The sequence below is a fragment of the Pedobacter cryoconitis genome, assembly GCF_014200595.1.
Taxonomy (GTDB): domain Bacteria; phylum Bacteroidota; class Bacteroidia; order Sphingobacteriales; family Sphingobacteriaceae; genus Pedobacter; species Pedobacter cryoconitis_C.
The window spans coordinates 309,662-335,008 of the sequence record NZ_JACHCG010000004.1 but is presented as its reverse complement, the minus strand read 5'-3'; the positions used below and the strand labels follow the sequence as shown (position 1 = coordinate 335,008).

Annotated in this window: 20 protein-coding genes; 13 read left to right on the top strand and 7 right to left on the bottom strand. The window is 40.1% G+C overall.

Annotation, left to right across the window (positions count from 1 at the left end):
• The 3 genes from HDE70_RS21270 to HDE70_RS21260 all read right to left on the bottom strand — a co-directional run bounded on the left by HDE70_RS21270 (position 1) and on the right by HDE70_RS21260 (position 5,850).
• A complete protein-coding gene (locus HDE70_RS21270; protein ID WP_183865949.1) occupies positions 1-3,474 on the bottom strand; it encodes a response regulator in 3,474 nt (1,157 codons plus the stop codon).
• A 186-nt stretch (positions 3,475-3,660) separates the two neighbouring features.
• Positions 3,661-4,344, bottom strand: coding sequence for a LytR/AlgR family response regulator transcription factor (locus HDE70_RS21265; protein WP_183891766.1), 684 nt, complete (start codon positions 4,342-4,344; stop codon positions 3,661-3,663).
• Between the two features lie 3 nt (positions 4,345-4,347).
• Positions 4,348-5,850, bottom strand: coding sequence for a sensor histidine kinase (locus tag HDE70_RS21260; RefSeq protein WP_221302115.1), 1,503 nt, complete (start codon positions 5,848-5,850; stop codon positions 4,348-4,350).
• Positions 5,851-6,004: 154 nt separating this feature from the next.
• Here HDE70_RS21260 and HDE70_RS21255 point away from each other — a divergent pair, with 154 nt between their 5' ends.
• The 3 genes from HDE70_RS21255 (at position 6,005) to HDE70_RS21245 (ending at position 9,237) form a co-directional block, all read left to right on the top strand.
• Positions 6,005-6,358: an ArsC family reductase gene (locus tag HDE70_RS21255; protein WP_311676425.1), complete on the top strand. Its 354-nt coding sequence runs from the start codon at positions 6,005-6,007 to the stop codon at positions 6,356-6,358.
• A 140-nt stretch (positions 6,359-6,498) separates the two neighbouring features.
• On the top strand, positions 6,499-7,236 hold the full coding sequence (locus tag HDE70_RS21250; RefSeq protein ID WP_183865947.1) for a hypothetical protein: 738 nt from the start codon (positions 6,499-6,501) through the stop codon (positions 7,234-7,236).
• Between the two features lie 30 nt (positions 7,237-7,266).
• Positions 7,267-9,237, top strand: a complete 1,971-nt coding sequence (locus HDE70_RS21245) for a M1 family metallopeptidase (protein WP_183891765.1) — start codon at positions 7,267-7,269, stop codon at positions 9,235-9,237.
• A gap of 33 nt (positions 9,238-9,270) precedes the next feature.
• Here the strand turns inward: HDE70_RS21245 and HDE70_RS21240 are convergent, their stop codons facing one another.
• Both HDE70_RS21240 and HDE70_RS21235 read right to left on the bottom strand, forming a co-directional pair.
• Positions 9,271-9,804 (bottom strand): ankyrin repeat domain-containing protein, encoded by a 534-nt coding sequence (locus HDE70_RS21240; protein WP_183891764.1) that lies wholly within the window; start codon positions 9,802-9,804, stop codon positions 9,271-9,273.
• A complete protein-coding gene (locus tag HDE70_RS21235) occupies positions 9,804-11,333 on the bottom strand; it encodes a catalase (RefSeq protein WP_183865944.1) in 1,530 nt (509 codons plus the stop codon). The genes HDE70_RS21240 and HDE70_RS21235 overlap by 1 nt, the downstream gene beginning before the upstream one ends.
• 351 nt (positions 11,334-11,684) lie before the next feature.
• Between HDE70_RS21235 and HDE70_RS21230 the strand changes: the two genes are divergently transcribed.
• From HDE70_RS21230 to HDE70_RS21210, 5 genes are read left to right on the top strand one after another with little or no spacing between them, the layout of a single operon-like run.
• The gene (locus tag HDE70_RS21230; RefSeq protein WP_183891763.1) at positions 11,685-14,147 is read left to right on the top strand and encodes a GNAT family N-acetyltransferase; all 2,463 of its coding nucleotides are present in this window, start codon (positions 11,685-11,687) and stop codon (positions 14,145-14,147) included.
• Positions 14,148-14,149: 2 nt separating this feature from the next.
• Entirely contained in the window at positions 14,150-15,976 is a 1,827-nt protein-coding gene (locus tag HDE70_RS21225) for an IucA/IucC family protein (RefSeq protein ID WP_183891762.1), read from the top strand.
• A complete protein-coding gene (locus tag HDE70_RS21220; RefSeq protein ID WP_183891761.1) occupies positions 15,976-17,382 on the top strand; it encodes an MATE family efflux transporter in 1,407 nt (468 codons plus the stop codon). The genes HDE70_RS21225 and HDE70_RS21220 overlap by 1 nt, the downstream gene beginning before the upstream one ends.
• Before the next feature lie 45 nt (positions 17,383-17,427).
• Positions 17,428-17,667: an acyl carrier protein gene (locus tag HDE70_RS21215; protein WP_183865940.1), complete on the top strand. Its 240-nt coding sequence runs from the start codon at positions 17,428-17,430 to the stop codon at positions 17,665-17,667.
• Positions 17,668-17,701: 34 nt separating this feature from the next.
• Positions 17,702-19,075 carry an AMP-binding protein gene (locus HDE70_RS21210; protein ID WP_183891760.1) on the top strand — a complete coding sequence of 458 codons (1,374 nt, stop codon included), beginning with the start codon at positions 17,702-17,704 and terminating at the stop codon, positions 19,073-19,075.
• Here the strand turns inward: HDE70_RS21210 and HDE70_RS21205 are convergent.
• Both HDE70_RS21205 and HDE70_RS21200 read right to left on the bottom strand, forming a co-directional pair.
• A complete protein-coding gene (locus HDE70_RS21205; RefSeq protein WP_183891759.1) occupies positions 19,072-20,403 on the bottom strand; it encodes a mechanosensitive ion channel family protein in 1,332 nt (443 codons plus the stop codon). The two genes, HDE70_RS21210 and HDE70_RS21205, sit on opposite strands and share 4 nt — an antisense overlap.
• Positions 20,404-20,437: 34 nt before the next feature.
• A complete protein-coding gene (locus HDE70_RS21200) occupies positions 20,438-21,082 on the bottom strand; it encodes a hypothetical protein (RefSeq protein WP_183891758.1) in 645 nt (214 codons plus the stop codon).
• 175 nt (positions 21,083-21,257) lie between these two features.
• Between HDE70_RS21200 and HDE70_RS21195 the strand changes: the two genes are divergently transcribed.
• From HDE70_RS21195 to rpsJ, 5 genes are all read left to right on the top strand, one after another.
• A complete protein-coding gene (locus HDE70_RS21195; RefSeq protein WP_068403525.1) occupies positions 21,258-21,479 on the top strand; it encodes a VF530 family DNA-binding protein in 222 nt (73 codons plus the stop codon).
• Positions 21,480-21,700: 221 nt separating this feature from the next.
• Complete coding sequence (rpsL, locus tag HDE70_RS21190) at positions 21,701-22,114, top strand: 30S ribosomal protein S12 (RefSeq protein WP_008244597.1); 414 nt, start codon at positions 21,701-21,703, stop codon at positions 22,112-22,114.
• Positions 22,115-22,130: 16 nt separating this feature from the next.
• Positions 22,131-22,598: a 30S ribosomal protein S7 gene (gene rpsG, locus HDE70_RS21185; RefSeq protein ID WP_041878496.1), complete on the top strand. Its 468-nt coding sequence runs from the start codon at positions 22,131-22,133 to the stop codon at positions 22,596-22,598.
• Positions 22,599-22,614: 16 nt separating this feature from the next.
• Entirely contained in the window at positions 22,615-24,729 is a 2,115-nt protein-coding gene (gene fusA, locus HDE70_RS21180; RefSeq protein WP_183865936.1) for an elongation factor G, read from the top strand.
• 62 nt (positions 24,730-24,791) lie between these two features.
• Positions 24,792-25,097: a 30S ribosomal protein S10 gene (gene rpsJ / locus HDE70_RS21175; protein ID WP_008244591.1), complete on the top strand. Its 306-nt coding sequence runs from the start codon at positions 24,792-24,794 to the stop codon at positions 25,095-25,097.
• Positions 25,098-25,347: the final 250 nt, after the last annotated feature.

Here is a 25,347-nt window from a genome sequence, read left to right as displayed (position 1 = left end):
TTAACTTAACCAAACTCTTAACATGGATAATAACTGATCAATATCAACAGGTTTAGCTATATAATCATTAGCTCCGGCTTCAATACATTTTTCCCGGTCATTCTTCATCGCCTTAGCGGTTAACGCTATAATTGGTAGTTTCTTATATTCCCGCTTTTCCCTGATCGTTCGCATGGCTTCATAACCATCCATCTCAGGCATCATAATGTCCATTAATACCAGGTCAATATTTGCAGTCTCTTCGAGTTTTTCAATGGCTTCCCTGCCATTGTTGGCAATCACAATATTGATGTCGTAAACCTGCAAAGCACTGGATAATGCAAAGATATTTCGCATATCATCATCCGTGATCAAGATCGTTTTGTCTTTCAATACCTTCTCTATCGTAGAAACCGTTTTGTTTTTCACAGACCCTTTAGCAGAAGTTTGGAATTTGTCCTGTTTTTTTAATTTGTTCATGAACAGACTTACCTCGTCAATCAATCTGTCATTAGATTTGTTTGACTTCAATACCATGGCCTCAGAGTATCTCATGATATGTGCAATCTTATCCTGATCGAGTTCCATTGCTGTGTTGATAATAACAGGAATATGGGTGAACCTATCCTGTGTTTTAATCTGATCGAGTAAATCGAAACCAGATGCATCAGGAAGATTTAAGTCGAGGATAATACAATCAAATGTCTGGTTTTCCAGCATGTCCAAAGCTTCCTGGCCAGTAAAAGCCTGCGCGACTTCAATCCCTTTTTCTACCAGCTGCTCTTTAACAGCAAGACTTTGCAGTTCATGATCTTCAATAATCAATACAGTCTGGAAGTTATATAGAATGTGGCCTGAATTTAAAACTGAGAAAGCATGGTCTAACTGATCTTGCTCAATTGGTTTTTTCAGGAAGCCAATTGCTCCTTCTTTTAAAGCTTTTTCTCCTTTAACTTCACCAGCCGACATCATATGAATCGGGATATGTTTGGTTTGCGGATTATCTTTTAATCTTTTCAGGATACTCCATCCGTCCATTACCGGGAGCATGACATCCAGAATAATCGCATCCGGAAGGTCTTTTACTGCCATTTCCAGCCCTACATCACCACTATGCGCCAATAAAGGTTCGAAACCCTTTTCAATTGCATAATCTTTCAAAACATCAGCGAACACCAAATCATCTTCCACGATTAATAAGGTTTGTTTTCTGTTCTTATTTACAGGCGCCAAAATTGGTTCTTCCGAAATAAACGGCAAAACAACCGGTTCAGGATGGGGAGCAGTTTCCTGTTCAGGAGACTGATGTACTACTGGCAGATAAAGTGTAAAACAACTTCCGATGCCCGCTCCGCTATTCACCTGGATCTCTCCACCTAAAATATTGGCAAGTTCTTTACTAATAGAAAGCCCAAGACCCGTACCTCCATACTTTCTGCTGGTTGTACCATCGGCCTGTTTGAAGGCTTCAAATATTAGTTTTTGCTTGTCTTGCGGAATCCCTATTCCAGAATCTTTAACACTGAAAGAGATAATCTGCTGTTTACTATTTTTAAGATTCTCCGAGTAATATTTAAGTTGCTGATCTGCTATATCAATTTCCAGTTTAATTTCTCCGTTTTCCGGGGTGAATTTAAAGGCATTTGATAAGAGGTTCTTGATGATCTGTTCTGCTCTTGATAAATCAGTCAGGATGCGTTCTGGAAGGCCCTGACCAAGAATAATCTGGTAATCTATCTTTTTGCTTCTGGCAATTTCCATAAATAGAGACTCCATGTTTTGCTTAACCTCCTGAGGTCTGACTGGTTCAATATCCAGATCAACCTTTCCGGATTCAATTTTAGACAGGTCAAGGATGTCATTGATTAAAGTCAGCAGGTCACTTCCTGCATTATGGATAACCCCGGCATATTTAAGCTGTTCTTCATTTAAGTTTTCGGGCCTGTTTTCTTTTAAAATTCTTGCCAGGATCAGGATACTGTTTAGCGGAGTTCTTAATTCATGGCTCATATTAGCCAGGAATTCTGATTTATACTTGCTGGATACTTCGAGTTCCTCAGCTTTTAAACTCATGGCTTCTCTAGCCTCATTGACAGAGATATTCCGTTCTTCGAGCAAGCTGGCTTTTTCTTCCAGTTCGGCATTGGTTTGACGAAGTTCTTCCTGTTGTACTCTAAGCTCTTCTTCGGAAGCCTGCAATTCTTCAGATTTATGGATCAGCTCTTCATTGGTGGTGCGCAATTCTTCCTGCTGGCTTTCCAATTCTTCTGCCTGTTGCTGGGTCTGCATAAACAAATCACGTAATTGTGCCCTTGCTACTGCACTATTAATTCCAACCCCTATACTCTCGGTAATGGTACTTAAGAAAAGGTTCACAATTTCATCAGGTTCGGCAGAAAGCCCCAATTCGATTACTGCAATAGTCTCTTCTTCAAAAAGAACAGGGATAATGACAATAGTTTTTGGCGCAGTGTCGCCCAAACCAGAAGATATTTTCAGATAATCTGAGGGAACATCGTTGAGTTGTTTGCTGCGTTTTTCTAACGCAACCTGGCCAACTAGACCTTCACCAAGTTCAATCTCCCTGATTTTACCTTTTTTCACCTGGTAAGCATAAGCTCCACTCAGCTGTAAAGTTTGTCTATTAGGATTGAAAAGGTATAGCGCACCTACAGAGGCAGCTAAATAAGTACACAATTCAGTAATAATATGTGTGGACAGCTCATCGGTTTCCTGTTCTCCACGCATAGATTCGTTAATTGCGGATGCACCGGATAATAGCCAGTTCTTTTGTTTGTTTTCTTCTGAAAGCGTCTCTAGCTGTGCATTGTTTTCTCTAATAGTAATTTCTGTTAACTTTTGTTCATCAAACGTTCTTTTGATGAAGCTGAACAGGTATAAAATCAAACCGAAAATAATCACTGAACTCGCTACTACGATAATGGTAGATTGCGTAGCACTTTTTACCCTTTTTGCTGTTCTTACACTAAGCAGTGCTTCTTCTGCATGGATAGCCGCATTATTGACCCGGAGCATATTTGTTTTAAATGCTTTCCCTTTGTCGGTCATGATCATCTGTACAGCAGCTTCTTTACCTTTGGTGTTATTGGTCAGAAGGATATCTTCCATATCCTTGATTTTTTGTGCGGAATAAAATTCAAGCGAGTCAAGCCGCTGCTGCTGACTCAGATTATCAACGGTCAGCCGCTGCATTTCCTTAACTTTTGGCAGAATCTGGTGGATATTTTTAGTATAAGTTTCCAGATATTGACTACGCTGGGTAATGATATAACCTCTTAAAGAAGTCTCAGAATTCAGGACTTTCAATTCAATATCCTGGGCAACATCAATTACATCATAAGTATGGTTTTCCCATTTCGCGTCTTCATTCATCAGCTCGATGCTGTAATAAGAAGTAACCGCAGAAAGCAGAACAAATAGCAGGGAAATAACAAAGCCTGTCAATACCTGCTGTTTAAACGTTAATTTGAACATATGTAGTTAAAAAATCAGATAATTAAAATGTTTAGTGTTCATGGTTTATGTTTAATCTGAAAAAGATAAACAAGTACTGAAACTATTAAAATGCAAGACAATTATACTGATAAATACGCATCCCCGGGAGTAAGGCCGAAAATTGACTGGTAATTTTAAGCAGGCGTTAAAAATTTACACAAATTCTTAGAGTTCCAGCAAACATTGGGCATAAGTAGGGCCGATGGGAATGATTTTTTCGCCGATCCAGATCTGATTTCTGTCAAATTTAGTCACCGCATTTTTAGCAACTATAAATGCGCGGTGTGTCCGGATGAATTTCTGTGCAGGGAGCAGTGCCTGCATTTCACTGATTGGCATTCTCGTACTCAGCGAGGGATTATTCAGGAGGTTAATTTGTGTGTAATTACCCGCGGCTTCAATAAAAACAATATCATCAATAGCGACTTTAATCTGCTCATACCCATCTTTAATAAAGATATAGACAGGCTGACTGGCGACAACAGCTTTTTTGCGTAAACTATGCAGTTCTTCGGCTTTATTGCAAGCTTTTAAAAAACGGGCTAACGAGAAAGGTTTAAGCAGATAATCCAGTGCGTTCAATTCAAATCCCTTCACCGCATGTTCTGCATAAGCAGTGGTGAAAATGACCAGCGGAGGGTTGCTCAGGCTGTTCAGAAAATCGATTCCATTGATATCCGGCATTTTAATATCCAGAAAAATCAGGTCTACCACATTTTGCTGCAAATATGCGATAGCATCAAAAGCATTGGTAAATACCGCCTGAAGTGTAATAAAAGAAACTTTGGAGGCATGGGACTTTACTATATCCAACGCTATGGGCTCGTCATCTATCGCTATGGCAATCATTTTTTAATTTAGATTCAGCGTTAAATGTACGAAAAACTCTTTTGCACTTTCTCTGATGATCAGTTCATGTTTTTTCGGGTACAATAAACTTAAGCGCTGTTTTACATTTTCCAGGCCTATGCCACTATTGATTTTCTCAGGATCACCGTCAGCCTTCAGGTGGATACTGTTATTGACATCAAAATAGAGCATATTTGCTTTGGTTTGTAAGGTCACTTTGATATGTGAAGGAGATTGTAAGCTAATCCCATGCTTAAAAGCATTTTCAACAAATGGGATTAATAACATCGGTGAAATCTTAAGATCCATTAATTGTTCCTCAATTTCCGTTTTGATATTAATATCTACTGTAGTAGAAGTTCTCAGCTTCTGTAATTCTATATAGTTATTCAGATAATCTATATCTCTGATCAGGGAGATTTTGTCCTGCATATTTTCATGCAGCATAAAACGCATCATATCCCCTAATTTTTGTATCCCTTCTCCGGTACGTTCCGCTTTCTCCTGCAAAGCAGTTCCATATAAGGTATTGAGTGCATTAAAGAGAAAATGAGGATTGATTTGTGATTTAAGGAATCCAAGATTGGCATCTGATTTTCCGAGCTCTTTTTTAAGCGCAAAGATCTGTTCTTCTGTTGCATTTCTCGTTTTATAGACATACCAGGCCAATGGCGTACTGATTGCGAGTTGCGCCATCAAATGAAAAGCATTTACGATCGGGAACATTTCGCCCTCTCCTGTAATCACCACAGCTATTAAGCCAAGGGGAATACAAAAAATCAACGCTAATAACATGTTTTTACCTATGTAATTGCGGAATTTCTTTCCCTGAGCCAGTGTATTTGGGATTAGATAATAAATACCATAGATAGTCAGGAAAGAACATGAGGCGACTACTAAAGTCCAGGCAAGAATTACCCTGAAGTCTACACCTATAGCCAGCCAGACCAATATACCCAGGAACCAGAAGGCCGAAGCAAATGCAATTTCCAGTTTCATTGATTTATTACTTTCTTCTTCCTTGTTCTCAATCAGATAAATGATTAGTTTCTTGATGGCCACATAAATAGCGGTAAGTACAATCATCCAGCCCGCATAAGTAAAACCCTGAAAGAAAATATAGTTATAAGCTTCATCCAGCTCATCATATTGAACGAGCATATAGGCATGACTATAAGTCTGTGCAATGCTCAATACCAGCCCGGAGAATAAGAAAACGCCGAATAAAATAGAAAGATTGATCCCTGTGTTTTTTCTTTGATATAAAGGAGGCAGGCAGCAGAAATTAAGCAGCAGAAAACTGAAATAAAGAATAGAATACTTAAACAACCCTGGCAGAAAATAGTTGGAAAGATAACTGAAACTGATTTTGGCCTGTTCAAAATTATAGGGCGTATAGTGATTATTATTTGAACCGTTTGAAATGAGCATCATGATGGCAAAGCCATACATAATACTTACGGTCCAGAATTCTATTTTGCTGAGGTCTTTAATATCGATTTTCATTAGCTTATAATTTTGTGAAGCGTTGGAATCATGGCCATTTTATCCTGTTTCCTCTACAATACTACAAAGGGTTTTTCTTTATGCCGTCAAAATGTGATGAATGCCTCAAAAAATGTGACGAATAGGGAAATATAGGTATCTTTACGTTTATTTTATGCAGATGATAGTTTACGGAATTCCGAATTGTAATACAGTTAAAAAAGCAAGAACGTGGTTGACAGACAATGGCATTGACTACGAGTTTCATGATTTCAAAAAGCAGGGGATTACTGCGGAGAAACTTCAGCAGTGGTGCGCGGCCTTTGGCTGGGAAGTAGTTTTAAACAAAAAAGGAACTACCTGGAAAAAGCTGACCCCTGATCAGCAAGCAGCGGTTAAAGATGAAAAATCAGCCATTGCAGTTTTATTAAACCATACCAGTATGATTAAACGCCCTGTGGTAGAGCAGCAGGGAAAAGCAATCCTGATCAGCTTCGATGAAGAATTATATAGCAAATTATTGAAATAGGGAAACCATTACCTGTTAATTTTTGTTAAAAAATAAGGTGAAACGTTAAACTAAATTATATTTGGGGTTATCACCTGTAAACCACGTTTTTTCTGGATTTTCCGAAAAGGGGAACAACAGCAAAACGAAAAAGAAATACCATGAAAACTTTTAAACAACTGATCGTCGTATTGTTTCTGACAATACCACTATATACATTTGCGCAGACCGGAATTACCGGAGGTGTATTTGACTATGACAACAAGAGCTTCCCGTTACAAAAAGTAACGGTAAAGAATCTGAACACACATGAAACAACATCGACCGGTGCTGCCGGGCAGTTCATGATTAAAGCAAAAAAAGGCGACTTACTGGAATTCTCTTTGCCGGGTTTTCATACCGATACTTTGTATCTGACTAATATGTTGTCCAAAACTATTTATCTTCCTGCCGCCTCTACTACTTTAAAACAAGTAGATATCCAGAGTGCGAAACTTTCTAAAGATCTGAACCTGAAAAATCCCAATGCAAAAGGTTTTGAGCGTGTGCATGGAATTGCGCCGACACAGAACGTTCAGCGTGCAGGCGGAATTGGCCTGGCCTTTGGTTCTGGAAAAGTGAGAAGGGAAAAAGCAAAAGAAAGGGCACTGGAAGAACGGGGCGCTTATGAAGCTGAAATCAGTCAGTACTTTAATGAAGAGCATGTCAATAGTTTAATTAAGCTACAGGGACAAGAGCTTAAAGAGTTTATTGAGCTTTACAGACCTACAGTGGAAAGGGTTAAGGCTGATGATCCTTTCAATTATGATTACTATATTGCTGTGGCTTATCAGACCTGGTTAAAATTACCTCCGGAACAAAGGAAATTACCAAATATGAAGAAGTTAACAGGGCAATAACCCCTTTTTGCAATCATAAAACCCGATATAATGAATTATCAATTTATCCAGAGAACACTCCTTTTTGTAGTGTTTTTTGCTTTTAGTATCAATTCGCAGGCACAAAAAACAGCTGCTGACAGTAATTATGATCCACATCTGGCTTTTGGCCCCTCGTTTTATACACAGAATGGGAACGAATTCCGCTCAGCAAGTGGATATCCAGGCGCTAAATACTGGCAAAACCGTGCAGATTATAACATTTCTGCTACATTGGATGATCAGAAAAATACAGTAACAGGTACAGTAACGATTACTTATAAGAATAACAGCCCGGATCAGTTGCCTTATATCTGGCTGCAATTAGATCAGAACCTTTTTGAAGAAAATTCCAGAGGTAACGGCGTAATCAAAGCTGGTAGCCGATATGGTGCAAGAGGCGAAAAGGTAAATGGCGGGTACAAGATTACCGGCCTTGCGGTTTCTCAGAAAACACAAGGCGTAAAGTTTACCTCTATCGTGGAAGATACCAGGATGCAGATTCGTCTGGATAAACCTTTGGCGGGAAATGGGGAGACGATTACTATTAAAATGAATTACTCCTTTGTGATTCCAATAAACGGATCAGACCGGATGGGACACCTGACCACACAAAATGGAGAGATCTATTCTATCGCACAGTGGTTTCCAAGATTGTGTGTCTATGATGATGTGTTAGGTTGGAATACGCTGCCTTACTGGGGAGCAGGAGAGTTTTACTGTGAATATGGAGATGTCAACTATAGCATTACGGCACCTGCCAGTCATATCTTAATGGGTTCAGGAGAATTGTTAAATCCTGAAGAAGTATTTACAGCGGTGCAATTAAAGAGATGGAATGCGGCAAAATTAAGTGATCAGACGGTAGCCATCCGTACAGCTGATGAAGTGACTGATCCTAAATCGCGTCCTGCAAAAACTCAGTTGACCTGGAAATATAGAATGTCAAATACAAGAGATGTGGCTTTTGCTTCTTCGAAAGCTTTTGTACTGGATGCAGCGAAGATTAATTTGCCAAGTGGTAAAAAATCCCTGGCAGTTTCTGCACAGCCCATAGAGAGTAATGGAAAAGATGGTTATGGAAGAGGAGTAGAATATGTGAAAGCATGTATTGAGCATTATTCTGACAAATGGTTTGAATATCCTTATCCAATGGCAGTAAATATTGCTTCTAATATTAGTGGTATGGAGTATCCGGGAATTGTTTTCTGTGGCTGGAAGGCTAAGAATGAAGAAACCTGGGGTGTAGTAGATCATGAATTTGGACATAGCTGGTTCCCGATGATTGTGGGAAGCAATGAGCGTAAATATGGCTGGATGGATGAAGGTTTCAATACTTTCATCAACGGGTTATCTTCTGAAGCTTTTAACAAAGGTGAATATAAAAGTTCAAGACAGAACATACAGGCGGCAGCTAAGGCGATGGCAAAACCGGACAAAGAATTTATTCTGTTAACTCCGGATGCAATGGGGGAAACCAACATTGGCCAGAACTTGTATTTTAAACCAGCAATGGGGCTTCAGCTCTTAAGAAATGAGGTATTAGGAGCTGATCGTTTTGATTATGCATTTAGAAATTATATCAAAGCCTGGGCTTTTAAACACCCTACACCAACAGACTTTTTCAGGTCTATGGAAAATGGGGCAGGAGAGGATCTTTCCTGGTTTTGGAAAGGCTGGTTCCTGGAGAACTGGATCATGGACCAGGCGATTACCAGTGTAACACCAGTTAAAAATGGGGGTCAGCTGGAAAGCTATAATATCGTGATTACTAACCTGGAACAATTGCCAATGCCTATTATCTTACAAGTAAAAGATAAGAATGGCAAGGTAGGGAACATTAAAGTACCTGTAGATGTCTGGATGCGGAATAAGAGCTGGACAATTAATTATCCTACTACTGTAGAGTTGTTGTCTGCTGAATTAGATCCGGAAAAAGTTTTACCGGATGTCGATGTGACCAACAATACCTGGTTTAAATAACAGGGCAGAGAAAAACAAACGGGCAAACTTTACTTAAAGTTTGCCCGTTTGTTTTTTCAGCAAGTCTATCATCGGCTGATATTCCTGATTGATGGCATAATCGAGTGCAGACTTTCCACGGTTATCCCTGAGATTACGGTCAGCTCCTTTTTCTAAAAGATAATCTGCAATTTTCAATTGTCCAAAAGTAGCAGCAAACACGAGTGCTGTGGCATGATTTGAATTTAAGGTATTGATTGCAGCATGGTATTGATACAGCAAATCAACAAGGTTTAAATAGCCTTTAAAACAGGCACCCATCATGGCAGTATTGCCAGACTTATCTTTTGCATCGGGAGAAGCTCCGTTCTGAAGCAGAAACCTGGCAGCCTCTTCATTTTCATAATAAACGGCAATGATCAACGGAGTAGAACCCCGCTGATCTGTTGTGTCAATTTTATTGCCTGTTTTTAGGAATTTAGCCAGGCTTACGGTGTCATTCGTACGTGCAGCCTCAAAAATATCCTGTGCCAGGCCTGCACGGGCAATGCAGAGTAAAAACAGCGACACCAATATCTTTTTCTTCATTACTTTGAACTCAAACTAGCTTCTGCTTCTGCTCTGGTTACTTTCAATAGTGCAGCCAATCTTTTACCAAAGTCTGTGTCTGCTCTATAAAAATTACTAACCATTCTTACAATAATATCCCGTTTGGTCACCTGTACTAAATCATCGTATAGGTTTTTCACCAGATTTACTTTCTGGGCTTCAGACAAGCTGCGGTAAAACTCACCAGCTTGCTTAAAATCATCGGGCTTATCTATTTTGTGTTGTACAGTAGTCGCATCCTTGTATGTATTGGAAGCGTATTTATAAGTATTATCATCTTTGTAACCGCTTTCAATTGTACTTGGCTGATAGTTTATATCTGTTGCTTTTTGCCTGTTGCTCAATGCACCATCCTGGTTATGAGAATTCACTTTTACTTTAGGCGCATTGACAGGGAGTGATTGAAAGTTAGCCCCTATACGGTAACGTTGCGTATCGAAGTAAGAGAAAAGACGTCCTTGTAACAGTTTATCTTCCGAAGGCTCAATTCCAGGCACAAGTGTTGCCGGGGAAAATGCAGACTCTTCTACTTCCTCAAAAAAATTATCCGGCCATTTATTCAAAATCATCTTGCCAACTAATACGAGTTTCGCATCTTTTTCCGGCCATACTTTGGTCGGATCTAAAGGATTATAGTCCAGTTTATCAAAATCCTGTGGCTTCAGCATTTGTACGTACAACTCCCAGGCAGGGAAATTGCCTTTGGTAATCTGTGCATACAAGTCATGTGTAGCGCTCTGGAAATCGGTTGCCTGTATGGCGGCAGCCTCTTCCGAAGTCAATCCTTTGACCCCTTGCATCGTTTTCCAGGTATACTTTACATAAGTAATCTCCCCCTTTGCATTTACCCATTTAAATGCGTGGACGCTTGAACCATCCATCTGACGGTAATTAGCCGGAATACCGAGTTCAGTATATAAGCGGGTAAGCATATGCGTAGATTCCGGAACCTGGGAGAAAAAGTCGAAGTAACGGGTTGGGTCCTGTCTGTTGGTAATAGGTGATGGTTTCAAAGAATGAACCATATCTGGAAACTTCATGGCATCACGAATAAAAAAGATAGGAAGATCATTACCTACGATATCGTAATTTCCATTGTCTGTATAAAATTTAACGGCAAAACCGCGCGGGTCTCTTAAAGTTTCAGGAGAACCTTTACTATTAATTACCGTCGAGAACCTGGTGAAAACTGGCGTTGTTTTACCTTTTTCAGCAAAAAGTGTGGCTTTTGTATAAGCAGAGAAATCTCCGGCACTTATAAATTCTCCAAAAGCACCAGCACCTCTTGGATGTACTACACGCTCAGGAATACGCTCTCTGTCAAAAGCTGCAAGTTTTTCTATTAAGTGAATGTCTTCCAATAAAACCGGGCCATTGTTGCCTAATGTTTTAGAGTTTTGATTATCTCCGACAGGAGCTCCTGTATTTGTTGTTAAGGATTTAACTTGTGCAAATGAAGTTGCTGTTACTAAAGAAAGTAATAAGAATGAAGAGTAATTTATTCGCATATAATTTTTTTATAAGCCAAAGGTATCTGCGGTTGACAGCTCAAACAAATCATTAGTTTTGATATTGATATAGAAAAAAAAGATATTGTTTTCGCCTGAATATGACTATTATTCCAAGGTTTCCAGCTATGCTTTTGCTCAGAACTTATCACCTGATAAGGTTTAAAGCTGTTTCTTGGAAGTTTCGCTAAAATCTTAATAGGAAATACGATTTCACTAATTCTTTCGTTACGCGAAGTTTTATTTGTTATTTATAATTATTATAAATACGTTTACCCTTGTTAATTTTAATTGTTCTAAATAAGAATAGTTTATTGATTGACGAATTCTTAACCCTACATCTGCTACTACATGAAAACAACAAGTACTATTTTCGACTTAACTGAGCTGCGTACACAGGCAGAACAAGTTAATTTTAAATCACTGATTAATTGCTGCTGCCGGGAGTTTGACAATTGGAGCCGCTATGAAGGTATTCCAAAATATGATGTGGCGCTGGCCGATTATATGAGATCAAGTGGTTACACCTCATTTCTAAGATTTGATTTTACAGGTATAGGCATAGAAGTTTTCGTACCTCTTGCTTATTTTTCTGAGAGTGGGGTTCACTCTTTCTTTTATCCGATTGTAGAACGCAATTGTCAAACAGATGTAATTCGGGCCATAGATCCGAAGCGGTTTGTAGAATTGATTGCGGCGTTTGCTAAGGATGCCTATCCTGATGTCGATCCGGAGATTACCTTGGGGCGGCTTGAAAATAGTATTCACAATTTAAGGGGTTATCTTTTCGATTTCCAGTCGAATAACCGCAAAGCTAACCAGCCTGAAATGTCGTTTATTGAGGCAGAACAGTCCTTGATATTGGGGCACAGCGTACATCCGCTGCCAAAAAGCAGAGAAGGGTTTACGGAAGCAGAGCTGGCTAAGTATTCTCCGGAAACCGGTGGAAAGTTTCAGTTAAGTTACTTCCTGATTCATCCGGACTATGTCATTGAAAAGAGTTCTGAAGCGGTACTGACTACGGTGCAGCTCAGAAATGGCCTGCTGGCCGGTGATGACGAAACTTTAAAGAATATATTGACGCAGTACCCAGACTGGAAAGTTGTTCCGGTACATCCATGGGAGTCTGAATATTTATTAACACTGTCGGAAGTAAAGGAAATGCAGGCGGCAGGACTTTTACATCGTCTGGGTTCATTCGGCCCCTTGTTTACAGCAACTTCATCGGTTCGTACCGTGTACAATGAAGAGAGCGAATGGATGTATAAATTCTCTTTGCATGTTAAAATCACCAATTCTTTCCGCGTCAATTATCCGCATGAGCTACACCGTGGATATGATGCGAGTGTTTTATTAAAAACAGCCTGGGGTCAGGGGATTGGGAAAGATTTTCCGGAGATAAACTTGATGACAGACCCTGCATTTATTATGGTGAGTTACCAGGGACAGGTGATTGATGGCTTTAGCACAAGTATCCGTCAAAATCCTTTCCGCGGAGCAGCTTCGAAAAAGAATGTAGGCATGGTTGCTTCTTTAACTCAGGATGGTGTATTAGGACAAGCGCCAAGAATGCTGAATTTGATCACAGAAGCCGCAAGCCGCCAGGGAAAACCCGTTCAGGAAGTTGCGATTGCCTGGTTTACGCAGTATTTGAAAATTACCATTAAACCGTTAGTCGGTGTCTTTAATAAATATGGGCTGGGCGGGGAGTATCATCAGCAGAATATGCTGGTTGAGTTTGACGCTCAGCTTTTCCCGGCCAGATTGCACTTCAGGGATAATCAGGGCTATTTTTTCCGCCAGGGTAAAGTAGAAGAACTTTATACCGTCATTCCTGATTTTGGGATTGACAGCAGATCTTTTATCGGAGAGCCAAGATTGATTAATTTCCATAGCTATTACCTGCTGGTGAATCATCTGTTAGGTATTGTAAATGCTTTAGGCAGAAGCGGACTGGCAGATGAGCAGGTGTTAATCAGCTTGTTATATGATGCCTATTGGGCAGAAGAAGAAGCCGATACCACAGGTTTAGTTGCGCATCTGCTGAATAGTACCATATTAACTATCAAAGGGAATTTGCTGACCAATCTGAATAATATGGATGAGGCCAGTGCGCCCAGAACACATCCCGCTGTTTATAAAGAATTTCCTAATCCGCTGAATAAAAAGGTGTTTTCTAAAGAACTGATCAATCCAAAAGGGAAAGATGTTGTTTTTAGCCGTTACTTTCCGAAAGAGGATGTTGAAATCACTATCCGTCCTTTAGACCTGGACCGTGATCTGGAAATGCTGCATGAGTGGTTCCACCGTGAACATGCATTAAAGATCTGGAAAATGAACTGGCCAATCCGTGAACTGGAAACATTTTACCGCACTTTACTGGCTGGAAATGTAGTGAACAGCTATATCGGGGAAGCTAATGGTGTACCTACTTTCAACTTTGAAGTTTATTGGGCCTGCCGCGATTTAGTAGGTAAATACTATGATGCTTTACCAACTGATTACGGTACACACCAGTTTATCGCACCCGTTGATCCTAAATTGAAATTTGCTTCTCCATCTACGCAATCCATACTGGATTATGTTTTTGCAGAACCAAAGGTCGGGAAAATGGTTGGAGAGGGTTCTGTAGATTCTATGGCTTCGATTATGAATAAGGCACATGTTGGGTTCAAAATTGAAAAGGTAATCGAATTGCCAGACAAGAAAGCCAACCTGAATTTCTGTTATCGGGAATGGTACTGGGCAAAATTCCCGGCAGCCAAAGATTTTCGAAACGAACTGGTCCCAGCACTTAAGCCTAAAACATCTTAGAAATGACAACGACAAATTTACTGAAGAGCGTAATGCCTCTTCATCTTCCGATATGGGAAAAAGTGAATACGGATCTTTTTGCCAAAACATTAACAGAATTGATGCATGAGCAGATTGCGCTTCCACAAATTATCAGTGAAGAGCAGGACGGACTGATTCACTTCAGGCTGAATACTGATCATGAAAATATCTATTATACTTTTTCAGCTTACCCCCGGCTGCTGGATTACTGGCATATCCTTAAACCTTCGATCCTGAAGCATGTAAATGGGCTGGCAAAACCAGCAACAGATGTGCCGGCTTTTTTTACCGAAGTACAGCAGACCTTTGGTCTTAACTCTTTTACACTTGCACATTACATAGAAGAAATCCTGCATACTTTATACGCAGATGCTTTTATTCAGTCCAGAGGACGGATGGCAGCGGGTACTTTAGCTGAGGCAGATTATCAGACCATTGAGCATCAGATGGAGGGGCACCCCTGGATTATTGTCAATAAGGGAAGGCTTGATTTTAATCAAGAAGATTACCTTAACTATGCACCGGAAGCAAACCAGGATATCAGGTTGATGTGGATTGCGGTACATAGAAGCCGTGCTGCCTTTAAAGCGGTAGAGGAGATCGATGAGCAAGAGTTTTTTGAAGCTGAATTAGGCAAAGAGAAAATCAATACATTTAACAACTATTTATCCGCAAAGGGGTTAGTACCTTCAGATTATCTGCTGATGCCAGCACATGAGTGGCAGTGGAATAATAAACTGCTGATCTTATTTGCGGCTGATATTGCCAGTCAGTTGTTAGTTCCTTTAGCATTTGGGGATGACCTTTATTCCCCTCAGCAAAGTATCCGTACATTTTTTAACCTGAGCCACCCTGATAAACATTATGTAAAGACGGCTATTTCTATCCTGAACACCGGAACAGTAAGAGGTTTGCCGCCAAAGCAACTCGCTATTGCACCACGTTTAACGGCATGGCTTAAAAGTATCTTATTAACTGATACATATTTGCAGGAGCTGGGTTTAGTGCTTTTAGGCGAAGTGGCTACCATTGGTTACTTACATCCTAACTATACCGGGATTATAGATCCGCCATTTCAATACAATGAATACCTGGGCGTATTGTGGAGAGAAAGTCCCGGGAAATTCTTAAAGCCGGGAGAAAAGTTAATGACCATGGCTTCGCTTTTATATATAGATGATGCCGGAAAAAGCTTTGTACAGGAGCTGATTGAAAGATCGAGGCTTACGGCTGAAGAATGGTTAATGACCTATCTGAATGCTTACCTGAAACCGTTGCTGCATATCTATTATCAACATGCCGTTTGTGTAAACCCGCATGGGGAAAACGTAATACTGATTATGGAAAACTATGTGCCTGTCCGTATTGTGCTCAAAGATTTTGCGGGTGATATCTTGCTCAATGAAGAAGCTCAGGCAAAATTGCCGAAAGACTTCTCTGAAAATATGATTCTTTCTTCCAACCCTGAAAATGTACCCCTGGTGATTTTGATCGGGGTGTTTGAAGCATATTTCAGGTATTTAGGGGATATCTTCCACACTACGGCCGGTTATCCGGAAAAATCATTCTGGAAATGTGTCTATGAGGTGATTCAAACTTACCAGGAGGCACATCCGGAGCTAAATGCAAAATTTGAAAGATATAATCTGTTTGTGCCACATTTTAAGCGTTTAAATATCAATAGTCAGCGCTTGTTCAATGGTTATAAAGAGACTACAGGCTTCGCAAGATCATTTAAAAGCGGACAGTTAAGCAATCCGCTGACCTTGTTCAGAACTGCTGAAACCGAAGCATTAAAAGAAAATTAATGAAGACACTTATTTTGCAAACGCGGTCAGTACTGCTTTTGCTTCGTCAGGCGTTACAAGGCACAGAGAAGAAATTCACTACCGGTGGTATTAACCGGGCCATTGTACTGTTATCTGTACCAATGGTACTGGAACTGACCATGGAGTCTCTTTTTGTTTTCGTTAATATCTTTTTTGTCAGCAAGCTTGGTGCGGGTGCGATTCTGATTGTGGGCATCACGCAGTCTATTACTGCGGTCGCTTATTCTGTAGCCATGGGCCTGAGTATCGCCGCATCCACTATTATTGCCAGGCGTATTGGAGAAGCTAAATTCGAAAGTGCCGGTTCTGCTGCTATGCAGGCCATTTATGTAGGGGTGAGTATTGGGGGAACCATTGCACTTTTATTATGTATTTTCTCTACACAGGTATTACGCGCAGTAGGTGCTGCGGATGCTTTGATTGTACAGGGACATGTCTTTACTCAGCTGATGCTGGGCAGTGTCTTTTTACTGATCCTGAGAATGCTGTTAAACGGGATTTTCAGGGGTGCAGGTGATGCAGCTATGGCGATGCGTAATTTATGGGTTTCCAATCTGATTAATATTATACTCTGCCCGGTTCTGATTTTTGGCCTGGGTTTTATTCCTGCTTTTGGCTTAACCGGAGTTGCGCTTGCTACCGTAATTGCCAGGGTGATCGGTGTTATTTATCAATTTTGGTATTTGATTAAAGGGAAAACTATCATTGTAATCAAAAAAGCGCAGCTTGCTTTTGCACCGGAAATTGTAAAAAGCATTTTGCGTTTAGGCTTTGCAGGGACTTTTCAATACCTGATCCCTTCTTCGAGCTGGCTGATCATGACTAAAATCATTACCCATTTCGGAGCCGATGCTTTTGCAGGTTATATTATTGCGCAGCGGGTAGCTTCAGTAGCTACAATGCCGGCCTGGGGTATTGGAAATGCGGCGGGTGTTTTAACCGGACAAAATATGGGTGCCAATCAACCTGAACGTGCAGAACAGACCGTATGGAGAGCAGGTTGGTTTAATATGTGCTTTTTAAGTCTGGTTGCTGTATTCTGGCTGTTTTTTGCGAAGGATGTGATTGGCATTTTTACGCATGTGCCGGGTATCCTTCAAAATGGGGTCATGTATATTCAATACCTGTCTATTGCTTATGTCTTGCTGGGGTATACAATGGTTATTTCCAGAGCATTGAATGCTGCGGGAAATGTGAAGCAGTTAACCATGCTTTATGTCCTGATGTTTTATATCACTCAGCTTCCTTTGGCCTGGTTCCTTGGAATTAGTATGGACTGGGGAACTAAAGGTGTCTTTATTGCGATTCTCACTTCCGAACTGGTACTGGCCATTGCTTGTATTGTCATCTTTAGAAGAGGTGACTGGAAGAAAACAAAAGTCTAAGAAATGGGAAGCTTTGCTTCATCCTAACTAAAAAAAACAAATACCATGAACATGTCACCAAAATTACAAGAAGTTTTTGCTACTGCCTTAGCAATCCCTTCAGATCAGATCACAGCTGATTTAGCTTATCAGAGTATCCCTGAATGGGATTCCATGTCGCATATGATATTGATAGCAGAACTGGAATCCAGCTATGCTATTGCAATTGAAACAGAAGATCTGCTGGAAATGAACAGCATACCTAATGTGATCTCCGGCTTGCAAAAGTACGGGGTCGAAATCTGACTAAACCGCTCTTTTTGACTAAGATATAAACAGCATGAGACTTTACGATTTAATTTTAAGCAATAAAAACCTGGTTTATGTTGATGCCTTAACGGATACGTCGTATGGGGTCAATGAATTTCATCAATCAATCACAATTGATGACCGGAAAGCTGTGGTTTTCTTATATACTGATAATATGATAGGCTCGGTAGAAGTGTTTTTAAACTTCTTACAGAGCCGTTTTACGGTTACCCTGCTAAGCCCGCAACTGGATATTCAGTTTAAACTGGAATTAGAAGAGGCTTATCAGCCTTATTATATCTATGATCCTTCCAGAGCAGCAATAGCTGGCTTTGAAGCTTATAAAGCTTCTTCCAGAATTCAGCTGTTTAAAAACCTGACTGAGCCTGATTATCCTGTCCATGAGGAAATCAAGTTATTATTGAGTACTTCGGGAACTACGGGTTCTCCAAAGTTTGTGAAGCTATCAGATGAAAATCTGGTACAAAATGCCTATTCCATTTTGGAATTCCTTCCGATCAAAGCAACTGATGTGACGCCGCTTAATGTGCCGGTTATTTTTGTCTATGGGTTATCCATTTTTACCAGCAATTGTATTGCGGGTGGAAAAATGATTTGTACGAACCGGGATATCTTACAAAAGGAATTCTGGGCAGATTTTGATAAGTATGAGTGCACTTCTATCGGAGGTGTCCCTTATGTTTATGAGATGTTGAACAGGATTGGTTTTTTCAAAAAAGAGTATCCTTCGTTAAGGTATATGACACAAACAGGGGGGATTCTGAACCACACCCTGGTTCAGGTACTGGCTGAACATGGTAAAAGGCAGCAAACGCAGTTTTTCGTCATGTATGGCCAGACTGAAGCTGCGGGAAGAATGGCTTACCTGCCACCAGAAGATCTGTTTACTAAAAATACTTCTATAGGAATACCTATTAAAAATGGGAGTTTCGAGATTGATCCGGATAGCAATGAGCTGATTTACCTTGGTCCTAACATTTTTGGAGGTTATGCCCGAAAACTGGAAGATCTGATTACATTTCAACAAGCTGAACGCCTGCAAACGGGCGATGTCGGGCGGAAAGATGAAGATGGTTATTATTATATTATCGGAAGGATCAAAAGGATTGTGAAATTATTTGGTACCCGGATGAACCTGGATGAAGTAGAACTGATCCTTAAAAATGCATTGGGCGGAGAAACTTTTGTATGTATGGGGATTGAGGATAAATCAATCCTGGTATTGCATTTAAACGAAGAACTAGCCACTGAACAGGTTAAACAAATACTCAAAGAAAAGTTAAATGTACACCCAAGTATGGTCAAAGTGAAATTTGTGGAGTCGGTCCCTTTAACGCCGAATGGCAAGATCGATTACGGCACAGCAATTCAGCTGATAAACTAAGGATTTCCCTGACGGGAGGCCGGCGGACGGCTAACGGTCAGGGGATCATTAAAACTAATACTGGTTGTGTCACCAGAAGCTTCTGTTTCATAAATCTGGAGGTCGAAGTAACGGGCGGCAGCAATCAGGTGATCAAAAATATCGGCCATGATATATTCATAGTCAGCCCATTTTGTGGTGCTGGTAAAAGCGTAAAGCTCGATAGGCAATCCATTTGGTGTAGGCGCAAGATGCCTGACCATCATGGTCATCTTTTTATGTGTTCCCGAGTGGTTGTTCAGGTAGTTGTCAATATATTTCCGGTACAGCCCGGCATTAGTCAGATTTCTGCCGTTAATTAAAAGAGATTTGTCAATCCCTAAACGTTCGTTGTTTTTATCGATGTCTTTTTGGCGGTGTTCGATATAACTGGTAAGGGATTGTATTTTCTTGAATTCTTCAACTTCAGCAGGGGTAATAAACCTGATGGTAGCTTGCTTGATCAGGATCGCCCTTTTGATTCTCCTTCCACCTGCTTCACTCATCCCGCGCCAGTTCTGAAAAGAATCTGAAATCAGGGAATAGGTAGGGATAGTAGTGATCGTTTTATCAAAGTTCTGCACTTTTACAGTCGTCAGGTTAATCGCAACCACATCTCCGTCTGCCCCATATTTAGTCATGGTAATCCAGTCGCCAATTCTGACCGTATCGTTGGCTGTAACCTGGATGCTGGCTACAAAACCCATAATCGTGTCTTTAAACATCAATAGCAGCACAGCTGATATAGCACCCATTGCAGTGAAAAAGGCAATTGGGGATTGTCCGGTCAGGTGAGAGAAAATCACTACTGCACCAATCAGGTAAAGGATCATCCGCACTACCTGGATATAACTGTCTATGGGTTTTTCACGGAAAGTTGATTTCGTCCGCAGGTCGTCACCACTGGCTTTGATCAGTGTCATCGCTATCCAGATCACAATAAATACCATGTAAACATCAGTAATGGCATTCATGGGTTTGATCATGTCCGGGAAATCCAGAAAGAGGATCGGAATGAGTGCATTAACCAGGACCAAGGGTGCGCATTGCGCCAGGAAATGGGGGAACCTGTTGTTGAGCAGATGATGAAAGAACTTAAATTTTGAGCGTTTGCTGGCACGGATCAAAATGATCCTCAATATCCTTCTCACCGTATGGTGAAAGATATATACAATAATGAGCAGTGCAAACATCAGCAGAAAAAGATTGACAAAAGCTGCCAGATCTTCGGGCACTCCCCATTTGACCAGCAGGTTATAAGTCCATCGGCTGCTCGTATTTAAAGTATGTGCAAATTTAAATCCTCTCATTCATGTTCCTCAGCAAGGCTTGGAAGCCTTATTTTTAGCGTGCTTTAAAAAAGCTTTCTTTTAATTTTTGTGCATCAATTAATGGTTCTGGTTCGTCGAGTCTGATTAACCAGCCTTTTTGTTTCAGTAATGCGATCTCTACTTTTGCTACGGAAAGGTCTTTTCCTTTGATGTTCTCGCGATAGATCAGTGGAGCAGGAGGTTCAACGTTAGCGCCAGTGGAGAACAAAACTTCGATATTGAATTTTGGCCATAACTGGATATCGCCAAGGTTGGCAGAAAAGATCTTTTTAGTACTGTGTGCAGGAATTACGGCTGCAAATTCACCTTTGAAATTTCCACCTTTTTCTGTGGTTAAAGTAGCGAGTAACTGGAAAGAGGTTTCGTTGACCAGGTTGAAGTGTGCAACTGCTGTACTGTGCTGATCAGTGATCAAGCCCAGGTAAACGCCTTCTTTGATAAATTCTGCAACTGGAACAACGGTAGCCTGACGGTTAGTCACAACAGTATTCTCGTCTGGAATTTCACCGTGTACCAAAGTTACTTTAGAGGCTTGTACAGGAATTTCGAAATCATTGGAGTCTGTAACACCGATCGTGTCTTTGTCAATGATGCGGGTAATGTACCCTTCTATATTTTCGTCTACGAAACGTACGAAATCACCTAAGTTGAAGTTCATATGATTGTTTTATTAATGGAATAGTTATGCTATTCATACAAACCTAAGGAATTATATAGAATAAATGGGAGGGAAGGGGATTGAATTGTCTTATACTGCTTTTCCTCTCATTTTGCAGTGGCGGAGGGTAGTATATGGGACAAGTTTTTTATCTTTGGCCATCGAAAGAAATTTTATGGCAGAAGAGAAACAGGTTAATAACCCATTACATGGGAAAACATTGGAGTTTATTCTTAAACAGCTGGTGTGGCATTATGGATGGCCGGAAATGGGGGCAATGATAAAAATTGCTTGTTTTAACAATGATCCGAGCTTGAAGTCGAGTCTGACCTTTTTGAGGAAGACAGAGTGGGCGCGTAAAAAAGTAGAGAAACTTTATCTGGATACTTTTCATTAAAAGCTTTGCCTGAGTTGTAAAGAAATTTTCCTTCCCCTGCGGGTAAACTACACATTCTGTAACCCGTAAATACCCTGTAAGTCTGTGTTTTCGTTTTTTTATGTTTCAAATGGATTAAATTATAGTTAACCCCTTGATTTATAAATTGTATTGTCTTACCTTTGCAGTCCCTTATTGAGGGGTAAAGTTTTTAATAACAATATAGAAAAAAACAAAAAACAATGCCAACCATTCAACAATTAGTTAGAAAAGGTAGAGTAGCACTGGAGTTCAAGAGTAAGTCTCCTGCGTTGGACAGCTGTCCACAGCGAAGAGGTGTATGTACACGTGTATATACCACTACCCCTAAAAAACCAAACTCAGCAATGCGTAAAGTTGCACGTGTACGTTTGACCAATGGAAAAGAAGTTAACGCTTATATTCCTGGAGAAGGTCACAACTTACAGGAGCACTCCATTGTATTGATCCGTGGTGGTCGTGTTAAAGATTTACCAGGTGTACGTTATCACATCATCCGTGGAGCATTAGATACTTCAGGAGTTGCTGGTCGTAACCAACGTCGTTCAAAATACGGTACTAAACGTCCTAAACCAGGTCAGGTAGCTGCCGCACCAACAAAAGGTAAAAAGAAATAATTAGGAGGAACAGAAAATGAGAAAGTCAAAACCAAAAAAGAGAATTATCCTTCCTGATCCGAAATTTAACGATGTTCAGGTGACGAGATTTGTAAATAATATGATGTACGATGGAAAAAAATCTATCGCTTACTCTATTTTTTATGATGCAGTAGAATTAGCTGAGAAAAAAGCTGGTGAAAATGGATTAGAAGTATGGAAACGTGCTTTAACAAATGTAATGCCTGCTGTAGAGGTTAAGTCACGCCGTGTTGGTGGTGCTAACTTCCAGGTTCCTACTGAAGTTCGTCCGGACCGTAAAATTGCTTTAGGCATGAAATGGTTAATTTCTTATGCACGCAGACGTGGTGAAAAAACCATGAAAGAAAAATTAGCAGGAGAAATCGTTTCAGCTGCTAAAGGTGAAGGTGCTGCTGTTAAAAAGAAAGAAGATACGCATAAAATGGCTGAAGCCAACAAAGCGTTCTCACATTTCCGTTTTTAATTACTGAAAACATAAGATGTCAAGAGATTTAAAATTCACAAGAAACATTGGTATTGCTGCGCACATTGATGCTGGTAAAACCACTACTACAGAGCGTATCCTTTATTATGCTGGTGTTAGTCACAAAATTGGTGAAGTGCACGAAGGTGCTGCAACAATGGACTGGATGGCACAGGAACAGGAACGTGGTATCACTATTACTTCTGCTGCTACTACTGTTGGTTGGAAATATAGAGGACAAGATTACCATATTAACATCATTGATACACCGGGTCACGTGGATTTTACCGTTGAGGTAAACCGTTCACTTCGTGTATTGGATGGATTGGTATTCTTATTTTCTGCGGTTGATGGTGTTGAGCCTCAATCTGAAACTAACTGGCGTTTGGCTAACAACTACAACGTTGCCCGTATTGGCTTCGTAAACAAGATGGACCGTAATGGTGCAGATTTCTTGAAAGTTGTTGGACAGGTTAAAAGCATGTTAGGCAGTAATGCAGTTCCTTTACAATTACCTATCGGTGCTGAAGAAGGCTTTAAAGGGGTTGTTGATTTAATCAATAACCGTGGTATCGTTTGGAATGAGCATGATAAAGGGATGACCTTTACTGAAGTGCCAATTCCAGAAGATATGCTGGATGAAGTTGCTGAATGGAGAGAAAAATTATTAGAATCTGTTGCTGAGTATGATGAGACTTTGATGGAGAAATTCTTCGAAGCTCCTGAAACTATCACTGAACGTGAAGTTTTAGATGCATTACGCCAGGCAGTATTGGATGCTAAAATTGTACCTATGGTTTGTGGTTCATCTTTCAAAAATAAAGGTGTTCAGACCATGCTTGATTACGTGATGGAATTATTGCCTTCACCAATGGATCAGGAAGGTGTAGTTGGAACTAATCCAAATACAGGTGAAGAAGTTTTACGTAAACCAAGTGAGGCAGAGCCTTTTGCAGCTTTAGCATTTAAAATTGCAACAGATCCTTTCGTAGGTCGTTTATGTTTTATCCGTGTTTACTCGGGTAACTTAGAGGCTGGTTCATATGTATATAACGCACGTTCTGAGAACAAAGAGCGTATCTCCCGTATCTTCCAAATGCATGCAAACAAGCAAAACCCTATTCCAAATGTTGGAGCTGGTGATATTGCTGCGGTTGTAGGCTTTAAAGATATCAAAACAGGTGATACACTTTGTGATGAGAAAAACCCAATCATTCTGGAGTCAATGAACTTCCCTGAGCCGGTTATCGGATTAGCTATTGAGCCTAAAACTCAGGCTGATGTTGATAAATTAGGTATCGGACTTTCTAAATTAGCTGAAGAAGATCCTACGTTCAGAGTACAAACTGATGAGGATTCTGGTCAGACAATTATCTCTGGTATGGGTGAGCTTCACTTAGATATCCTGATTGACCGCTTAAAACGTGAGTTTAAAGTAGAGGTTAACCAGGGAGCGCCACAGGTTTCTTACAAAGAAGCAATCACTGGTACTGTTCAACACCGTGAGACGTATAAAAAACAATCTGGTGGTCGTGGTAAATTCGCGGACATTCAAATCGTTATTTCGCCAATCGATGCTGACTTTGAAAAAGGTGGTTTACAATTTGTAAACGAAATTACTGGTGGTTCTATTCCCCGTGAATTTATTCCTTCAGTTGAGAAAGGATTTGCTGCTTCAATGTCTAACGGAGTTTTAGCTGGATACCCACTTCCGGATATGAAAGTTCGTTTAATTGATGGTTCATTCCACGCAGTCGATTCAGATGCTTTATCTTTCGAACTTGCTGCTAAAATGGCATATCGTGAAGCATTACCTAAATGTAGCCCGGTATTGATGGAGCCAATCATGAAAATCGAAATCTTAACCCCTGAAGAAAACATGGGTGATGTTATCGGTGACATGAACCGTCGTCGTGGTCAATTATTAGGTATGGATACACGTAATGGTTCTCAGGTAATTAAAGCAACTGTACCACTTTCTGAAATGTTCGGTTATGTAACTCAGTTACGTACAATCACTTCAGGCCGTGCAACGTCTACTATGGAGTTCGATCACTACGAACCAGCTCCAAGAAACGTAATGGAAGAAGTAATTGCTAAATCAAAAGGCAGAATCAAATCTGCTGATTAATAAAAAATAAATCAGCTGCCTGTTATTAATAGCTCTAACAGGCGGCTTTAAATAAAAATAAGATGAGCCAAAGAATCAGAATTAAATTAAAATCTTACGATTACAACTTAGTAGATAAATCTGCTGAGAAAATCGTTAAGACTGTAAAACCTACGGGTGCAGTTGTTAGTGGACCAATTCCATTGCCAACAGAAAAGAAAATCTTCACTGTTTTACGTTCACCACACGTGAACAAAAAAGCACGTGAGCAGTTTCAATTATGTGCATACAAACGTTTGTTAGATATTTATAGCTCTAACTCTAAAACTGTTGATGCGTTGATGAAACTTGAATTACCTAGCGGTGTTGAAGTAGAAATCAAAGTTTAATGCTTTTTTAGCTTACAAAGAAAAAGGCCTTCGGAATTTCCGGAGGCCTTTTTCTTTGTAAGCAGGTTTTTCTTGCTGGTTTATTATGAAAAACAACCTTTCCATTTTGGAAGACTTTTTTATTGTTAATAAGATATAATTGAGTTGTTTTATGTGTTAATTTATTGTTTATTAGTGTTTTATGGCTTTGTCTTTATTTGTGGCATTCGCTTGGAAGAGGTGGTAAATATTAAAATTAACACACCATATT